The organism is Streptosporangium sp. NPDC006013, from assembly GCF_040614275.1.
In the GTDB taxonomy this organism is placed as follows: Bacteria; Actinomycetota; Actinomycetes; order Streptosporangiales; family Streptosporangiaceae; genus Streptosporangium.
In genome coordinates this window covers 1-15623 of record NZ_JBEXUE010000234.1, presented here as the reverse complement: position 1 = coordinate 15623, position 15623 = coordinate 1, and the positions used below count along the sequence as shown (strand labels likewise).

The window sequence follows — 15623 nt, the reverse complement described above, 5'->3', positions numbered from 1 at the left end:
TACTCCTCGTCGGTGGGTTTGGGGGCGGTGTGCAGGAACAGGGTCACCCGCGGGCTCCACTGCCGGAACAGCAGGGCCTGGTGCGCGGCCATCGGGCTGTCGGCCAGGACGCCGATCGCCTGGTCGCGGACCTCCCAGCCGTGACAGTACGGGCAGTGCAGGACGTCGCGCCCCCACCGCTCGGCCAGTCCTGGAACGTCGGGCAGCTCGTCCACCAGGCCGGTGGTCACCAGCAGCCGCCGGGCCCGAACCTCCCGGCCGTCGGCGAGCAGTACGCGAAAGCCCTCGCCGTCCTCCAGCCGATGGGCCGAGGTGGCGGTGCCGGTCACGATCTCACCGCCGTAACCGGTCACCTCGGCGCGGCCGACGGCCAGCAGCTCGCCGGGGGGTGTGCCCTCGCGGCCCAGGTAGTTGTGCACATGCCCGGCCGGGGCGTTGCGCGGGGCACCGGCGTCGACCACCAGCACCGAGCGGCGTGCCCGGCTCAGGGTCAGGGCCCCGCTGAGCCCGGCCGCGCCGCCACCGACGACCACCACGTCGTACTTCTCCTTCACCGCGTGCTCTCCTCTGCTCGTCGTACGGCCGGAGTGGGATCACGGCGGCCGTCTCGTCGCTGAACTATCCGCGCACGGCGGCAGATTTGACAAACGCCTTTGCCGGGATGGCAAATAGGTGGCATGAACGACGACATCCTCACCCCGGACGAAGCCCTCGACATGGTCATCGACGCGGTAGGCCCGCGCCTGCGGGCACTGCGCCAGCAGCGCGGCGCGACCCTGTCGCAGCTCTCCGAGGCCACCGGGATCTCGGTCAGCACCCTGTCCCGCCTGGAGTCCGGTCAGCGCCGTCCCACCCTGGAACTCATGCTCCTGCTGGCCCGGGCCCACCAGCTCCCCCTGGACGAGCTCGTCGGCGCGCCGGAGACCGGCGACCCGCGCGTCCACCAGCGCCCGATCACCCACAACGGCATGACGTTCGTCCCGCTGACCCGCCGGCCCGGCGGGCTCCAGGCGTACAAGATGATCATTCCGGCGAGCCGGCCCGCCTGCGGGCCGGAACAGCGGGTCCACGAGGGCTACGAGTGGCTCTACGTGCTGTCCGGGCGGCTGCGCCTGTCGCTCGGCGAGAAGGAGATCGTCCTGATGCCCGGAGAGGTGGCGGAGTTCGACACCCACATCCCGCACGCCTTCAGCAATCCCGGCCCGGAACCCGCCGAGGCACTCAGCCTGTTCGGCCCCCAGGGCGAACGTCTGCACGTCCGCGCCCGCCCCTCCAGCAGATGAGCCGACCAGCGCCGGGCGCCCGCCCCGAAGACGGTCGTGTCATTATGTCTACGACTCGCGGCGGTTCCCGGGAGCGTCGCACGCGGGAAGACCTGGCCTCTCCTGCCGCGTGCCGGGCCGCGCGATGAGCAGGAGGGATCTCCGCACCCCATCGCGGCGGGCACGCCGCCGCGACGTTCCATTGGAGAACACACATGCCTTTCGCCGATGAGCTCATCGGACCCGACACCGCCCGCACACTGGCCCAGGCGATCGGGGCGGTCGTGCCGGACACCCGGCTCACGGCACTTCGAGCGGCGACCTCCGAACTCGGCTCCCTGTCCTTGCGCGAGCGTGCCGACCTGCTGCGTGACGCCCTGCTGCGGGACCTGCCCGGAGACTACGGGTCCTTCGCGGGCACCGTCCGGGCCGCGCTGAACGGGGGACATCCCTTCAGCGGCTGGCTGATCTGGCCGGTGAGCAGTGCTGTTGCCACCAAGGCGATCGAGGATGGGAGCGGCGAGGCATTTGATGACGCCCTTGACGCGCTCGCGGAGCTCACTCCACGCCTGACCTCCGAGTTCGCCATCCGCCTGCTGCTAGAACGCGATCTCGATCGCGCGATGGCACAGATCATCGACTGGACCGTTCATCCCAGTGAGCATGTCCGCCGCCTCGCGACCGAGGGGACCCGGGCTTTCCTGCCCTGGGCCAAGCGGGTTCCGGCCATTCTCGCGAATCCCCACTCGACCGTGCCGATCATCAGCGCCCTGTATCGGGACGAGAGCGAGTACGTACGACGCTCGGTCGCCAACCATCTCAACGACCTCAGCAGGGAGCAGCCCGACCTGGTGATCGAGACCGCCGCCGCCTGGCTGGCCGATCCGGACGGCAACACGCGGAGACTCGTCCAGCACGGACTGCGGACACTGATCAAGAAAGGCCACCCCGGCGCACTGGAACTGATGGGGTTCACTCCGGGCACGGTTGTCGAGATCGTGGGGCCGAAGCTCGCCGGCACCACCGTGCCGTTCGGCGGTACGCTGAGATTCGCCGTCTCCGTCACCAACCCCGGACAGGAGCCGGTGCGGCTCGCAATCGACTACATCGTTCACCACAGGAGAGCGAACGGGAGCCAGAGCGGCAAGACCTTCAAGCTCACTACCAGGACCCTCGCACCCGGCGACAGCATCGATCTCTCGCGCGACCACTCGTTCCGCGAGATCACCACCAGGCGCTACTACCCCGGCACCCACGCGGTTGAACTCCAGGTCAACGGAGTCGCCTCCGGTCGCACCGACTTCACCCTGCTCGCTCCTGGCTGACAGCTCACGGGGGTAAGGCGGCAGAGCGCCTCTTGCCGACCTCGGCCTTCATGGTTCGGGGGACTCGATGGCGGTACTCACTCGGTCGGCCGCGCGCTCCCCTCGGTGCCGAGCTCACGTAGGACACCGCAGTCAACTCCGCAGCAGGTTGGCGAGGACCACGGCCTCGCTGATGTCGGCCTGCCTGGTCGCGGTCAGGAGCGTCAGCGTTCGCTGCTTCGCCAGCTCTCGCAGGTGCTCCAGCGCGGTGGCCCGCTCGGGGTCCTTCAGCTCGGCCCGGTAGCGGCGGCCGAACTCCTCGAACCGAGCCGGATCGTGGCCGTACCACTTGCGCAACTCGGTCGAGGGCGCCACCGCCTTGCACCACTCCTGCAGGTGCGCCTTTTCCTTGGACAGCCCGCGCGGCCAGACCCGATCGACCAGCACCCGGGCACCATCCTGCGCCTCCGGCTCCTCGTAGACCCGGCGCACTCGTACTTTTGGTTCGTTAGCCATGCCGGGGTCGTTCCCGGATCGCGGTAATGAGTAGCCACAGGTCCGGCTACCGGGTGGAGTCGGTCCGTCGATCAGCCGGGCGACAGCGTGACGTTGACCTCGTGGTCGGGACCGTTTCCGCCGGAGACCTGCCGCAGGTGGTGGCGGACGTCGGTGGCCAGCGGGTCGAGCTTGACCGAGTGCCGGTCACGGGGCCAGGCGGGCAAGGGCCACCAGAGCGTTCCTTGCCGGCCTTGGCCTCCGTGAGCGGGTTTCACGGTTCGGGGGAGAGCCGGTCGGCGGCGTGTTCGATGGCGGTGCTCACCCGGTCGGCGAGGAGGCCGACCGCGCCGATCGCGCGGGTCATCGGGTCGTCCTCGGCGCCGCCGAGGGCCTGGGAGCGGAGGTAGGCGGTCTTCACCTCGGTCCATCGGGCGGCCTGCTCGGCGGTCAGGGTGCCGCGTAGTTCGGCGAGTTTGAGCAGGTTGGCCTCGGCCCCTGAGGTGAGGGTCTGGGCCTCGCCGAGGTAGTGATCGTCGATCACCGCCTCCAGTTCGGCGTCGTTCATCACCGGGACGACCCGGGCCGCGAGCTTGTTCATGTTCCGGTACGAGCCCTGGAGCTGGTAGGGCGGCTCGGTCCGCGAGGCGTCCGACTGGGCGGCCGAGGCGATGTACGCCTGGTTGTTGGCCAGCACCACCTTCTGGATCCGGAGCAGCTTGCGGAGCACCGCGAGGACCTGTTCCAGCTCCACCGAGGAGTACGGGTGGGAGAGCTGGTCGGCCCGGACCCCCGAGTCGCCCCGCGCCAGCCGTACCAGCAGGCGGATGTCGTCGCGGTCGCGGGTGGAGAGCGGGGACAGGACCGGGTTGGAGGTCAGCGCGTTGTCGATGTAGCTCAGCGCGAACAGCTCGTCCCGGCCGGACAGCACGTCACCGAGGTTCCACACGTCGGCGCGGTTGGCGAGCATGTCGGGGATGCGGAAGCGCTTGCCAGACTCGGTGTACGGGTTGCCCGCCATGCAGACCGCGAAGCGCTTGCCGCGCAGGTCGTAGGTGCGGGTCCTGCCCTCCCAGACACCCTCCATCCGGCGCTGGCCGTCGCAGAGCGAGATGAACTTCTGCAGCAGCTCCGGGGAGGTGTGCTGGATGTCGTCCAGGTAGAGCAGCACGTTGTTGCCCATCTCCAGCGCGAAGGAGATCTTCTCGATTTCCTGCCGCGCCGTCGCGTCGGGCGCCTGCGCCGGGTCCACCGAGGTCACCAGGTGGCCCAGGGCAGGGCCGTTGACCTTGACGAAGATCAGCCCCAGCCGGTTGGCCACGTACTCCATCAGGGTGGTCTTGCCGTAGCCGGGCGGGGAGATGAGCAGCAGCATGCCCATCTGGTCGGTCCGCTTGGCATCCCCGGCCGCGCCGAGCTGCTTGGCCAGGTTGTCGCCGATCAGCGGCAGGTAGACCTCGTCGAGCAGCTGGTTGCGGACGAAGGCGGTCATCACCTTCGGCTGGAACTCCTCAAGACGCAGCCGCTCACGCTCGGCCGCGACCAACTCGTTGCGCCGCTTCTGGTAGGCGCGGTACGCGGGGACGCGGTGGTCGCGGAAGTGCCGGGTCCTGGCCAGGAACTCGTCCAGCCGCAGCTGGATCGCGCGCCCGGAGATCCGGGGGTGCGCGCCGAGCAGCCCCTCGACCGTGGCGGTCAGCGCCGCGGACGAGTCGTGCCGCGCCACCTCGCAGAGCAGTACGGCAACCGCCTCCACCAGCTCCGCCGATCCGGAGGCCGATGCCGAGCCCAGCCCGGAGCCCGGCGTCGAGACGTCAAAGGCGGACAGCCATGCCTCAGCCAGGCGGTGACGCCCGGAGAGGTCGTCGCCGAGCGCTCGCAGGTCGTCCTCGAACTCCTGGCGTGCGGGGCCGAGCGCCCGGTCGAACCGGTCGAGCAGCGACCGTGCCCCCGCGCTCGTCACGAACCCGAACGGCTTGCCCGCCAGTTCCTCGAAGAGATACTCCCCGGCCAGTTCGAAGACGCCCTCGTCTCCCTGTGCGCGGGTCCCGGTCGCCCGGGGCGCCCCGGACGTGCTCGCGGCGGCCACGGCGAGCGCGCCCGCCGGGCTCTCCGGCCGGCCGTGGAGACCCCGGCTGAAGGACGCGATCGCGGAGCCGAGGGCGGCACGGGTCTCCCGTACCGCCTCCACCTGGCCGAACAGGGTCCGGGCCCGGGCCAGCGACGTCGCCCGGGTGGTCCAGGTCGCGCGGGCGGCCTCGTCGGTGCCGTAGGTCCAGAAGAGCTGGGCGGCGGCCCGCGCCGCCGGCGGGTAGCGGAGCAGGCCCGCGCCCGCGTGCAGGCGGAGCGCCGCCTGCAGGATCGCGGTGGCGTCGTGGTCGTGGACGCCCCGCTCGTAGCCCTCGTCGTAGCGGGTCTCCGCCACCCGGCGGACGATCTCCAGCAGCTCCCCGTCGGCCACCGCCGCCTCGTGCAGCGCGTCCAGGGAGACCTGCCGCTCGCCCAGGGTCAGGGTGCCGGACTCGGCGGCGGCCAGGATGGCGGCGGCCAGGTGCTCGCCCCGGTAGACCTCCGGCGACTCCGAGACCGTCAGCTGGTTCCAGAACGGCCGGGTCTCCTCGAAGGCCGCGTCAAGCACCGGGGAACGGTAGTCGGTCCCGGTGACGGCGAACGCCATCCGGCCTTCGTACGGGACCAGGGTCAGGTCGGCCGGCTGGGTGTTGACCGCGAACAGGTGGCGGCCGAGCCGGATGGTCTCGCCGCCGTCGGTGTAGAGGTCGAGCCGGTCGCGCAGGGCGCGGCCCGCCTCCTGGCGGGCGGACTTGACCCGGCCTTCGAGCTCCTCGGCACGGACCTGGTCGCCCAGCGCGCGCAGCTCCCCGGCCACGCTCTTGAGCTTGAGCACCATCGGGTCGGACCCGAAGTAGGTGTTGACCTCGTCCAGCGACCTCAGCCCGGCCAGGCGGCGTCGTACGCTCGACAGGATCCGGGTCGCGGAGTCGGCCAGCCGGTCGGCGCGGCGGGCCCGTTCGTCGAGCAGCGCCTGGCGGCGCGAGGAGAACGCCTCATAGACGTCCTCCCGCTTCGAGGACAGCTGCCCCAGGAAGTCGTCGAACTCGGCGAAGCGCGACTCCAGGTTCTCCAGCTGGAGCATCAGCCGGCCCAGCTGCTCGTCGCAGCGCTCGGGGGTGTCGGACATCGCCAGCGCCCCGGTGATCGCCTGCCCCAGCAGGGCGTACTCGGCGGCGAAGGCGGCCCTGCCCTCACCGGCCAGCAGCTCCCCGCGCCGGGCGTCCAGCGTGGCGCGGGCGCGGTTGACGCCGCCGAGCACCTCGCCGACCCGTTCCAGGATGGCGGTCCGCACGGTGGCGTCGGCGATGTCGAGCGTGCCGACCACCTCGACCACGATCTCCAGGCCCCGCGCCTGCCGCTCCAGCCGTTCGCCGATCGGCCCGGCCTCGGCCACGGTCGCGATGGCGCCCGCCTCGGAGACCAGCGACTCGACCTCCGCGTGGTAGCCGGCGAAGGCGTCGTCGCCGCGCAGGAAGCCAGCGGCGCGCTGCGCGGTGCTGTCCAGCTCGGCCGCCAGCTCCGCGTCGAGCGCGTCGATCCTGGCGACGTCGACGTGGCGCAGCTCGCGCAGGGTCACCAGGTGCCCCTGCGACTGGCGCAGCTGCGAGAGCCGGTCCACCCAGCCCTGGGCGGACCTGGGCGCCTCGCTCCGCGCGTGCCGTACCAGCGCGGTGACGTCGGCGGCGGTGGCCTCCAGCGCCTCGGCGGCCTGCCGGGTGAGCGACTGGACGTTCTCGAACTCGTCCAGCACCTGCTCGGCGGTGGCCCGCACGTCGGCGAGCGGGCCGCGCAACCCGTGCTCGCCCAGCCAGTGGTAGTGGTCGAAGACCCGGGCGCAGGAGGCGATCAGCGCCTCGAAGACCGGGATCGACGGCGCCATCTCGTCGACCATCCCGGCCACCGAGAGGCAGTCGGAGATGCCCCGGACCAGCTCCGCGTTGCCGATCCGCTCCAGCGGGCCGGTGCCGACCGGACGGCCGGCGGCGTAGAGGTCCGACTGGTACGCCGTCTGCCAGACCTGCATCGGGTGGACGCGGGTGGGCTCTTCGGAGGTGGCCCTGAAGACGACCAGCGTGCCGTCGTCGAACAGCGAGTAGCCGTGGCAGGAGAGCGGATTCGCCACCTGCTTGCGGATCACGTTGTACGGCAGCAGCAGCGAGCGCCCCTCGGCGCGGGCGTGGAAGACGTACAGCACGTCCTCGCCGTTGGGGGAGCGGATGACCCGCTCGAACTCCAGCTCGGACACGTCGGTGTCGAAGGTCTTGCTGACCCCGGTGGACAGGTAGTAGCCGCCGGGGAAGATGATCCCCTGGTCCTCGGGCAGGCGCTGGCAGGCCTGCCCGATGCCGTCGAGGCGGACCACGCCCTTGGTCCTGGTGTTGAAGACCAGGTACCGCCACTCGGGCTCCTTGTACGGCCGGATCCGGAGCAGGATCAGCGGGCCGATCCTGGCGTGCTGGACCTCCGCGTCGGCCAGGCTCTGCAGCGGCTCGGTGACGGGCTCGCGGTAGATGCCCTCACCGGACTCGGTGTTGTTCTCGATCTTGATGGTGAGGTCGCCGCCGACGGTCTCGACGAACACCTCGCCCTGGATCGAGATGTGCGGGTGGCGGCCGAGCACGTGGTCGTCGCGGGTGGCGGGGGTCCACTCGAAGTCGTGCGAGGGCGGGAACGTGTGGTCGCGCTCCCCCCGGTCGTCGATGTAGGTGAGCGTGCCGTCCACCCCGACCTGCCAGCGCAGCACCCGGGTGTCCTGCGGGCCGGTCTGGAAGACGGCCAGCAGCTTGCCCTCGACCCGGCGGAGCTGGAGCAGCCGGGTCTCCCGGTAGTACCGGTAGAGCTCGGCGAAGTCCCGCTCGAAGCGCGGGTCACGGAACATCGGCGCCGGGTCGAACCGGAACGCGTCCGCCGTGTCCCGTACGAACGTGTGCATGGAGAAGACGTCCGCGACGGCCGTCTCCGGCTTCAGCCCGATGAACACGTTGTAGCCGAAGAGCATGAGCCCGCCGACCGAGACGATGTCGCGCGGCACGCAGTTGTTCTCGGTGCGTATCCGCTCGGTGCCGATCAGGCGCAGCTCGGCTCCGCCGAACACCGCCAGGCGTTCGGCGTTGAGCGCGTCGGACCGCCTGGCCAGCTCGGCGGCCTGTTCGGCCAGCCGGGCGCGGAGCACCTCGTAGGTGCCCGCGTCCAGCCCGGCCCCCTCCGCGCCGGGGGCGTCGGTGACGGCCTCCGCCGTGGAGGACGTCACTTGCCGGCGGAGTTGAGCGCGGCGACCGGGACCTCGGTGGTGGTGGCCGCGGCCTGGGCCTCGCTCAGCAGGCCGCGGAGCCGGTCGGCGTCGGGGCCGCCGTCCTTGATCAGTTTCACCAGCAGCGCGGACAGCGAGAGGTTCCGCACGTCGGCGGTGTCGATCGAGCCGAGGACCCTGCTCAGGTCGGCGGGGAGGCTCTCCGAGCCGTTCAGGTAGGGCTCGGCCAGCGTGCGGGCGACGTCGGAGTGCTCCATGAAGCCGTCCACCGCCTTGCCCATGGTGATCGAGCTCATCAGCTTGTCGAAGAACACGCTGTCGCCGCCGACGATGTCGATGTTGGCCTTGGACAGGCCGGCGGAGACCACGGAGGCCTGCGCCTCGGCGATCTTGAGCTGCACGTTCACCCCGGCGAGGCGGATCTCCTTCTCGGCCTCCAGCCGCAGGCGGTACTCCTCGTGGGCGCGGGTCGCGTCGGTGAGCGCGGCCATCGCCGCGGCCTTCTCGGTGAGACCCTCGGCCTCGGCCTTGAGCTTCTCGCCGACCGTCGAGGCGGCGGCCAGTGCCATGGCCTGCTCGCCCTCGGCCTCCGCCTTCAGCTTCTCGCGCACCGCGGTGGCCACGGCGTGCGCCTTGGCCTGCTCGCCCTCGGCGATGGCCAGCGCCTTCTCCCGCTCGACGGAGGCCTCGGCGCGGCCGACCTTCTCGATCGCCGCGGCGTCCCGCTCGCGCACCTGCACCTCGGCCAGTCCGGGAGCGGCGGTCTCGGCCTGGATGCCCTCGGCCAGACGGATCTTGGCGCGGGCGTCGAGCTCGGCGGCCTGCTGCCGGGACTCGGCCAGCACCAGCGCCTCGCGGGCCCGGTGCTTGGACGCCGCCTCGGAGGCCTCGGCCGCCTTGATGTCCTTGACCAGGCTCTCCTGCGCCTCGGCCTCGGCCTGGATGATCACGGCCTGGCGGGTCCGCTCGGCCTCCTCGACCACCCGCAGGCGCTTGATGCTCTCCTCCTGCTCGGCGACGGTCTTCTCCACCACGATCCGCTCGCGGATCACCTCGGCGATGGAGCGCTTCTCGCCCTCCAGCTCCTTGTCCTTGGAGATGCGCGACAGCTCGGTCTCGCGCTCGCGGGCGATGACCTCCAGCAGACGGTCCTTCTCGATCCGCTCGGTCTCGATGGCGAGGACCCGCTCACGGTTCTTCGCCGCCACCGCGATCTCGCGGGCCTGGTTCTCCTGCTGGACGCCGAGCTGCTCGTCGGTACGGAGATTCGCGGCGTGCGCCTTGAGCCGCTCCTCGGCCTGGACCTTGGCGGTCTCCGCCTCCTCGCGGGCACGCATGGTCTCGACCTCGCGCTTCTGCTTGATCTCCGCGTCGGCCTGGCGGCGCTCAAGTTCCAGGATGGCCTCCCGCGCGTCCACGTTCTGGCGGGTGATCTCCTTCTCCTCGCGACGCTGGAACTCGTTGGTCCGTACGTGCTCGATGGCGGTCAGCTCAGTGATCTTCCTGATTCCCTGCGCGTCGAGGATGTTGTTCCGGTCGAGGGACATCAGCGAGGTCTGCTCGAGGTAGTCGATGGCCGCGTCCTCAAGGCTGTAGCCGTTGAGGTCGGTGCCGATGACCTGGATGATCTGGTCGCGGAACCGGTCACGCTGGGTGTAGAGGTCGACGAAGTCGAGCTGCTTGCCGACCGTCTTGAGCGCCTCGGAGAACTTGGCGTTGAACAGCTCCTGCAGCGTCTCCTGGTCGCTCGCGCGGGCGGTGCCGATGGCCTGGGCGACCTTCACCACGTCCTCGACGGTCTTGTTGACCCGGACGAAGAAGGTGATGCGGATGTCGGCCCGGATGTTGTCGCGGCAGATCAGGCCCTCACGGCCGGTCCGGGCGATCTCGATGGTCTTCACCGAGATGTCCATCAGCTCCGACTTGTGGAAGATGGGCAGCACGATGGCCCCGGTGAAGGTGACGTCCACCTTGTTGATCTTCGAGATGATCAGGGCCTTACCCTGCTCGACCTTGTTGAACAGGCGGCTGATCATGATGAGCAGGCCGACGACGACGAGGAGGATGACGGCAAGGAGGATGCCGAGTCCGGTGGAGATGACGTCCAAAATGGTCCCTCGGTTAAATAGGACGATCAGGGTCGAGTTCCGCGGCGTACGGCATCACCCAGAAGAACTCGCCGGGGGAGTCATAGGCGAATATCAGGGCGGTGCTTCCGGCGGCGAAGACGTCGTCGCCGGTCTGACGCACTTGAACGAGAGCGGAGGAGCCGTCCGGAGCGGTGACCTCGGCCTGGCCGAAGTCACTGCCGACCCGGCTTGTGCGGATGACGCACGCACGGCCCACGAAGTCGGCGCGGGAGGGGACGCGCTCCTTCGGGATGAGACGTCGCAGCGGCAGCACGATGAGGCGCGTGCACGCCCAGGCGCAGACCAGCGCCGCGACCAGTACCGCCACCAGGGCGGGGGTGCCGGTGAACAGTGTGCCGCCCACGAGGCTCGCGAACCAGGCGACGACGACCAGCAGCGAGATGACCAGTGCGGCCGGGACCCCGCCGAGTCCCAGCCCGCTCAGGAAGCCGGTGGCCCCCGAGGCTTCGGAGCCGTCGCCGTCGCCGTCACCTTCGAACCCGAACACGCCGAACACGACGAGCACCCAGTACGCGATGATCACCAGGAGCAGGAACGTGAACAGGACGGTCGGAAAGGACAGCGTGGCATCGACGAACTGGCCCATTGGTGTGTGAGGTCCCCCTGCTGGCGTACCGGACCGCGCTCCCCCGAGCGCGTGTTGGTGACTATATACAGGTAAAGATTGGTTAAAGGGAATAGTTCCCAAATTGGAAAAATATCCGTATTAACTGCTCCACCTGCGGGTTCCCGGGGGCTGTGCGCGCGGGGTCGTCCGAGGGCATGCGGAAACCGAGGAGCGCAGGCGTGGCCTCGCGTCCTCGGCGTGATCCCGAGAGATCAGGCGGGCCGGGTGATCATGTAGGCGAGACCGACGAGAATCACGACGGGGATGAGCCACACGACGGCCTCGATGGCGAATTCCTTGTACACGGGGGACATCCCTCCGAAAGGTGGGTCGGCGAGGAACGTGGGTTTCCGACGATAACCGCTGTCCCCCGGCTGTGGCCAGGACTCACCGGGCAGCGGGCGGCGGCCAGGGCATCCCGGCGTGTCGTGACCTGTCCGCATGAGCGGTGGCCGGCCACGAGCGGGCGGCTTCTGCGAGCCTCTGTAAGCCTCTGTGAGCGCTTATGAGGGGACGGCCGAACCGACCACCACGGGATTGTCGGTGATCTCCCCCTCGACCACGTCGGCGACCACGCAGGTGATGTTGTCGGGCCCTCCCGCCTCGCAGGCGAGCGCGATCAGCTGCCGGGTGACCTCCTGAAGGTCGTCGACCTCGGCGAGCACCTGGCGAAGCCGCTCGGCCTCGACCACCCCCGAGAGCCCGTCGGAACAGAGCAGGTAGCGGTCACCGACCTCGGCGTCCCGCAGGGAGAGGTCGAGTTCGAGGTTCTCGTTGCCGTCGAGGACCTGCAGCAGGATCGACCGGTGCGGGTGGCGGGCGGCCTCCTCCGCGGTGATGCGGCCATCGTCCATCAGCGTCTGGACCAGGGTGTGGTCGTAGGTGATCTGATAGAGATCGCCGTTGCGGAGCAGGTAGGCGCGGGAGTCGCCGATGTGGGCCAGGGCGACGCGCGAGCCGTTCCAGAGCATCAGGGTCAGAGTGGTCCCCATGCCGGTGAGTGACGGGTCTTCGGCGACCAGCTCGCGCAGGCGCTGGTTGGCCTTGCGGACCCCGGCCTCGGCGGCGGCGGCGAGGTCGCCCGGGCACTCCTGGTCCAGGGACGCCACGGTGGCGATGGCCGCCGAGCTGGCGACCTCACCACCCACGTGACCGCCCATTCCGTCGGCGACGGCCAGGAGCCGCGCGCCCGCGTAGGCGGCGTCCTCGTTGCCTTGCCGGATCCGGCCGACGTCGGACCCTGCCGTATAGCGCAGCGTGATCATCTGCACATCACTAGATCGTCGAGTTGCACGAGCTGAGCCGCTTTCGGACAGTTGGGATGGGCCTATGGCGAACCGAGATGTTCCACGATCCACTTAACACCATGGTGGCGCAAGCGGCCTGGGGAAGTGTTGCCACATCTGTTGACACCGGTGGTGGCGCGTAAGCTGTTTCAGTGGCCGCTCAGTGCCTCCTCAGTGCCTCCGCACTGTGCCCGGAGTTCCCCACTTTACGCACCGCTAGGAGATCAGGAATGACCGCGATCATGCAGGAGGCGGCACGTCGCCGCACGTTCGCGGTGATCAGCCACCCCGACGCGGGCAAGTCGACCATGACCGAGGCACTGGCGCTGCACGCCTCCGCGATCAGCCAGGCGGGCGCGGTGCACGGCAAGTCCGGACGGCGCGGGGTGACCTCCGACTGGATGGAGATGGAGAAGGCCCGAGGCATCTCCATCACCTCCGCCGCGCTCAGGTTCGAATACCGCGGCCACATGTTCAACCTGGTCGACACTCCCGGCCACGCGGACTTCTCCGAGGACACCTACCGGGTGCTGGCCGCCGTCGACTGCGCGGTCATGCTGCTCGACGCGGCCAAGGGCATGGAGCCGCAGACGCTGAAGCTGTTCGAGGTGTGCCGGCACCGCCGCATCCCCGTCATCACGTTCGTCAACAAGTGGGACCGGCCGGGCCGCGAGGCCCTGGAACTGCTGGACGAGATCGAGGAGAAGACCGGTCTGAAGCCCACGCCGATCACCTGGCCGATCGGCACCGGCGGCTTCTTCCACGGGGTGGCCGACCGTGCCGCCGACCGGATCGTCCGCTACACCCGCACCCCCGGCGGTGCCACCAAGGCCATCGAGACCGACCTGAGCGCCGAGCAGGCCCTGATCGACCTGGGCGGCGACTGGGAGCGGGCCAAGGACGAGATCGACCTGCTCTCCGCGATCGGCGCCGACCACGACCAGAAGACCTTCGAGGCGCACGAGTCCACCCCGGTGCTGTTCGGGGCCGCGCTGTCCAACTTCGGCGTCGGCCGCCTGCTGGACGCCATGGTCGACATCGCTCCCGCTCCCGCGCCCCGGCCGGACGTCGACGACGACCCGCGCCCGCTGGAGGAGCCGTTCTCCGGCCTGGTCTTCAAGGTGCAGGCCAACATGGACCCCTCGCACCGCGACCGGATCGCCTTCGTCCGGGTCTGCTCGGGCAGGTTCGAGCGCGGCATGGTGCTCGTCCACGCGGCCACCGCCCGCCCGTTCGCCACCAAGTACGCCCAGTCGGTCTTCGGCCAGGAACGCGCCACGATCGACGAGGCGTACCCCGGCGACGTGGTCGGACTGGTGAACGCCAGCGCCCTGCGTCCCGGCGACACGCTGTACGACGGCTCGCCCGTCGAGTTCCCCCGAATTCCGAGCTTCGCCCCCGAGCACTTCTCCACGGCAAGGGTCCGCGACTCCAGCCGTTCCAAGCAGTTCCGCAAGGGCATCGAGCAGCTCGACGCCGAGGGCGTGGTCCAGGTGCTCCGCTCCGATGTCAGAGGCGACCAGTCGCCGGTGCTCGCCGCGGTGGGTCCGATGCAGTTCGACGTGGTCAAGCACCGGATGGCCACCGAGTTCAACACCGAGATCCTGATGGACCGGCTCGACTTCGGCATCGCCAGGCTCACCGACGCCGAGTCGGCGCCGATCCTGGCCCGCCAGCGCGGGGTGGAGGTCTTCACCCGCTCGCTGGACGGGGTCCTGCTGGCGCTGTTCACCGACGAGTGGCGGATGCGCGGCGTCATGCGCGACCACCCTGACCTGGTGCTGAACGCCCTGCTCGCGGACACTCGCGGCTGACCGGCTCGGGTACGGCCTTTCCTGAGAGCCGTACCCGGCCCGTCTGTGTGCCGTGCATGGTGAGATATGTCGTCATGAGTGTGACTAAGTGGGGAATCCTGGCGACCGGTGGCATAGCCGCCACCTTCACCGAAGACCTGAAGCTTTTGCCGGACGCCGAGGTGGTCGCGGTCGGATCGAGGTCGGAGGAGTCCGCGCGGGCCTTCGCCGACCGGTACGGCATCCCCCGGGCCCACGGCAGCTGGGCCGAGCTGGCCGCCGACCCGGACGTGGACATCATCTACGTGGCCAACACCCAGAACGCCCACTACGCCGCGGTACGGACCTGTCTGGAGGCGGGCAAGGCCGTACTGTGCGAGAAGGCGTTCACCCTGAACCGGGCCGAGGCCGCCAAGCTGGTCGACCTCGCGCGGGAGCGGGGCCTGTTCCTGATGGAGGCCATGTGGATGCGCTGCGTCCCGGGCATCCGCAAGCTCGTGGAGCTGGTCGAGGGCGGGGCCGTCGGCCCGGTCGACTCCGTGCACGCCGACTTCTCGATCTCCGTCTCCGTCGAGCCCGACCACCGGCTCCGCGACCCGAAGCTGGGCGGCGGCGCCCTGCTCGACCTGGGCGTCTACCCGATCTCCTTCGCCCACCTCGTGCTCGGCGTCCCCGCCGGGGTGCGGTCCTGGGCGCGGCTGACCCCCGAGGGTGTGGACGAGAACACCGGCGTGCTGCTCGGTTACGACAGCGGAGCCGTCGCCCTGCTCTCCTGCGGTATCACCGCGAGCAGTCCGGTCACCGCGTCGATCTCCGGTCCGCTCGGCCGGATCGAGCTGCCGAATCCGTTCTTCCGTCCCGACACCTTCGTCCTGCACCGCATGGGCGGCGAGCCGGAGACCTTCCACGTTCCCTTCGAGGGGACCGGCATGCTGCACGAGGCGGCCGAGGCCATGCGCTGCCTGCGCGAGGGGCTGCTGGAGAGCCCGCTGGTGCCGTGGCAGGCGACGTTGAACGTGATGGGCATTCTGGACGAGGTCCGCGCGCAGGTGGGTGTCCGGTTTCCCGGTGAATGACTGATCTGGAGCTTTCCGGTGCGGGCCCGGGGGTTCTCCAGGTGCGGGTTGTTCGCCGTGCCCTGCGTGGTGAGTTTTTCGTCGTGTGCTGTGCGGGTTTTGCGCTGTGCCCGCTGCGGTGGGCGGGTGTTCCGGCCGGCCGTCTTGGTTGCCGTCTGGTGATTTCGGCCTCCGGCCTGCTCGGGCGCGGTGGTTGCGGGCTCTTTTTACGCCGGCCGGAACACCCGCCCACCTCCGCTGCACGCGCTCTGGCCGTATGTGGTGCGCGCCGTAGTCGCTCACTTTCGGTGGGCCGGGCTACGCGCCGTCGCTGAAGCGTTCCTTTGG

The 15623-nt window shown here is 69.9% G+C and carries 11 protein-coding genes; 4 read left to right on the top strand and 7 right to left on the bottom strand.

From position 1 onward, the window contains the following. A partial coding sequence (locus ABZ260_RS30020; RefSeq protein WP_355624570.1) for an NAD(P)/FAD-dependent oxidoreductase occupies window positions 1-554 on the bottom strand: 554 nt, incomplete at its 3' end. 123 nt (window positions 555-677) lie between these two features. Between ABZ260_RS30020 and ABZ260_RS30015 the strand changes: the two genes are divergently transcribed. Together ABZ260_RS30015 and ABZ260_RS30010 are read left to right on the top strand one after the other, a co-directional pair. Continuing rightward, window positions 678-1283 (top strand): XRE family transcriptional regulator, encoded by a 606-nt coding sequence (locus ABZ260_RS30015; protein ID WP_355624568.1) that lies wholly within the window; start codon window positions 678-680, stop codon window positions 1281-1283. A gap of 194 nt (window positions 1284-1477) precedes the next feature. After that, window positions 1478-2587, top strand: a complete 1110-nt coding sequence (locus tag ABZ260_RS30010) for a DNA alkylation repair protein (protein ID WP_355624566.1) — start codon at window positions 1478-1480, stop codon at window positions 2585-2587. Window positions 2588-2719: 132 nt separating this feature from the next. Here ABZ260_RS30010 and ABZ260_RS30005 read toward each other — a convergent pair whose 3' ends face one another. The 6 genes from ABZ260_RS30005 to ABZ260_RS29980 all read right to left on the bottom strand — a co-directional run bounded on the left by ABZ260_RS30005 (window position 2720) and on the right by ABZ260_RS29980 (window position 12406). Further along, window positions 2720-3082, bottom strand: a complete 363-nt coding sequence (locus ABZ260_RS30005; protein ID WP_355624564.1) for a DUF488 family protein — start codon at window positions 3080-3082, stop codon at window positions 2720-2722. Window positions 3083-3153: 71 nt separating this feature from the next. Further along, a complete protein-coding gene (locus tag ABZ260_RS30000) occupies window positions 3154-3288 on the bottom strand; it encodes a hypothetical protein (protein WP_355624562.1) in 135 nt (44 codons plus the stop codon). A 47-nt stretch (window positions 3289-3335) separates the two neighbouring features. Next, the gene (locus tag ABZ260_RS29995) at window positions 3336-8384 is read right to left on the bottom strand and encodes a DNA repair ATPase (RefSeq protein WP_355624560.1); all 5049 of its coding nucleotides are present in this window, start codon (window positions 8382-8384) and stop codon (window positions 3336-3338) included. Beyond that, window positions 8381-10492 (bottom strand): flotillin family protein, encoded by a 2112-nt coding sequence (locus ABZ260_RS29990; RefSeq protein WP_355624557.1) that lies wholly within the window; start codon window positions 10490-10492, stop codon window positions 8381-8383. The genes ABZ260_RS29995 and ABZ260_RS29990 overlap by 4 nt, the downstream gene beginning before the upstream one ends. Window positions 10493-10505: 13 nt before the next feature. Further along, a complete protein-coding gene (locus ABZ260_RS29985) occupies window positions 10506-11120 on the bottom strand; it encodes a hypothetical protein (RefSeq protein ID WP_355624555.1) in 615 nt (204 codons plus the stop codon). A 524-nt stretch (window positions 11121-11644) separates the two neighbouring features. Next, entirely contained in the window at window positions 11645-12406 is a 762-nt protein-coding gene (locus ABZ260_RS29980) for a protein phosphatase 2C domain-containing protein (protein WP_355552831.1), read from the bottom strand. 251 nt (window positions 12407-12657) lie between these two features. Here ABZ260_RS29980 and ABZ260_RS29975 point away from each other — a divergent pair, with 251 nt between their 5' ends. Further along, window positions 12658-14241: a peptide chain release factor 3 gene (locus ABZ260_RS29975; RefSeq protein ID WP_355624553.1), complete on the top strand. Its 1584-nt coding sequence runs from the start codon at window positions 12658-12660 to the stop codon at window positions 14239-14241. 74 nt (window positions 14242-14315) lie between these two features. Further along, entirely contained in the window at window positions 14316-15296 is a 981-nt protein-coding gene (locus tag ABZ260_RS29970; protein WP_355624551.1) for a Gfo/Idh/MocA family oxidoreductase, read from the top strand. Window positions 15297-15623 lie beyond the last annotated feature (327 nt).

What these genes read in the sequence shown, in the direction of transcription:
- ABZ260_RS29970 (WP_355624551.1), top strand. Translation starts at nt 14,316, where the DNA reads ATGAGTGTGACTAAGTGGGGAATCCTGGCGACCGGTGGCATAGCCGCC.
- ABZ260_RS29985 (WP_355624555.1), bottom strand. Translation starts at nt 11,120, where the DNA reads ATGGGCCAGTTCGTCGATGCCACGCTGTCCTTTCCGACCGTCCTGTTC.
- ABZ260_RS29980 (WP_355552831.1), bottom strand. Translation starts at nt 12,406, where the DNA reads ATGATCACGCTGCGCTATACGGCAGGGTCCGACGTCGGCCGGATCCGG.
- ABZ260_RS29975 (WP_355624553.1), top strand. Translation starts at nt 12,658, where the DNA reads ATGACCGCGATCATGCAGGAGGCGGCACGTCGCCGCACGTTCGCGGTG.
- ABZ260_RS30010 (WP_355624566.1), top strand. Translation starts at nt 1,478, where the DNA reads ATGCCTTTCGCCGATGAGCTCATCGGACCCGACACCGCCCGCACACTG.
- ABZ260_RS30005 (WP_355624564.1), bottom strand. Translation starts at nt 3,082, where the DNA reads ATGGCTAACGAACCAAAAGTACGAGTGCGCCGGGTCTACGAGGAGCCG.
- ABZ260_RS30015 (WP_355624568.1), top strand. Translation starts at nt 678, where the DNA reads ATGAACGACGACATCCTCACCCCGGACGAAGCCCTCGACATGGTCATC.